Annotated in this window: 1 protein-coding gene; it reads left to right on the top strand. The window is 57.1% G+C overall.

From position 1 onward, the window contains the following. Positions 1-864: outer membrane beta-barrel protein (locus D0Y96_RS18885; protein ID WP_491562718.1), on the top strand; the 864-nt coding region annotated here is incomplete at both ends.

The raw sequence follows: 864 nt of genomic DNA, 5'->3' as shown, positions 1-864 counted from the left end.
ATCGAGAAAGATCCCTATCCCTTCCGTCAGGCTGTGCCGTCGCTCGAAGAACGGAACGGTGATTTCAGCGATGTGTGTCCAGGTCAGGATTGCCCGAACGTGCCCGGCTTTTCATCCGGTCATGTGCCGGTGGCAGCGACCGCCACTGCGATCCTGAATTCCGGCACCATTCCATTTCCCAATGCCTATACGGGCTGCAACTCAAGCATTGGGTACTGCTATCTGTCTGAAGCGTCGCTGCCTACGTACTATCGCGAAGAACTTTTTCGCATCGACCATAGTTTCAGCGACAAGACGCAGGTGGGCTTTCGCTACATCCACGATGAATGGGACACCACTGTGCCGGTACCGCAGTATGGTTTTACGCAGAACAGCTTCCCGACCATTCAAAACCGCCTCTACGGGCCGGGACTCAGCATGGTGGGACGTCTGACGCACACCTTTTCTGCGACGCTGCTGAATGAGCTCGTCTTCAGCTATGTCGATCAGCTCATCACGCTCGCCGATGTCCCGTCGCCGTTCGTATCTCTTCAGCGCCCCGGGATTCTGGATGCTCCTGCCTGTGCGGTTATCTCCAACGGCACCGCTCCCGGTGGTCCTCAGGGCCAAAATAATGGGCCCGGCCAGAATTGCGGACTGGGGCACATCTTCAGCGGGAACGGCGGCAAGATGCCGGGCATCGTGATTGCGGGCACGAACGCGGAGTACGGCGGTACAGGTTTCTCCATCGATCCGGGTTATATGCCGTGGGAGCACACGAATCCCACTTATAGCCTCATGGATAACTTCACCAAGGTTCTCCATAACCACAATCTGCAGTTCGGCGGGCAGTGGGTCATCTTTCAGCGCAACCAGACCAATGGG

This window comes from Paracidobacterium acidisoli (assembly GCF_003428625.2).
Lineage (GTDB): Bacteria > Acidobacteriota > Terriglobia > Terriglobales > Acidobacteriaceae > Paracidobacterium > Paracidobacterium acidisoli.
The sequence above is the reverse complement of the archived record's forward strand: the minus strand, read 5'-3'. Positions and strand labels throughout refer to the sequence as shown.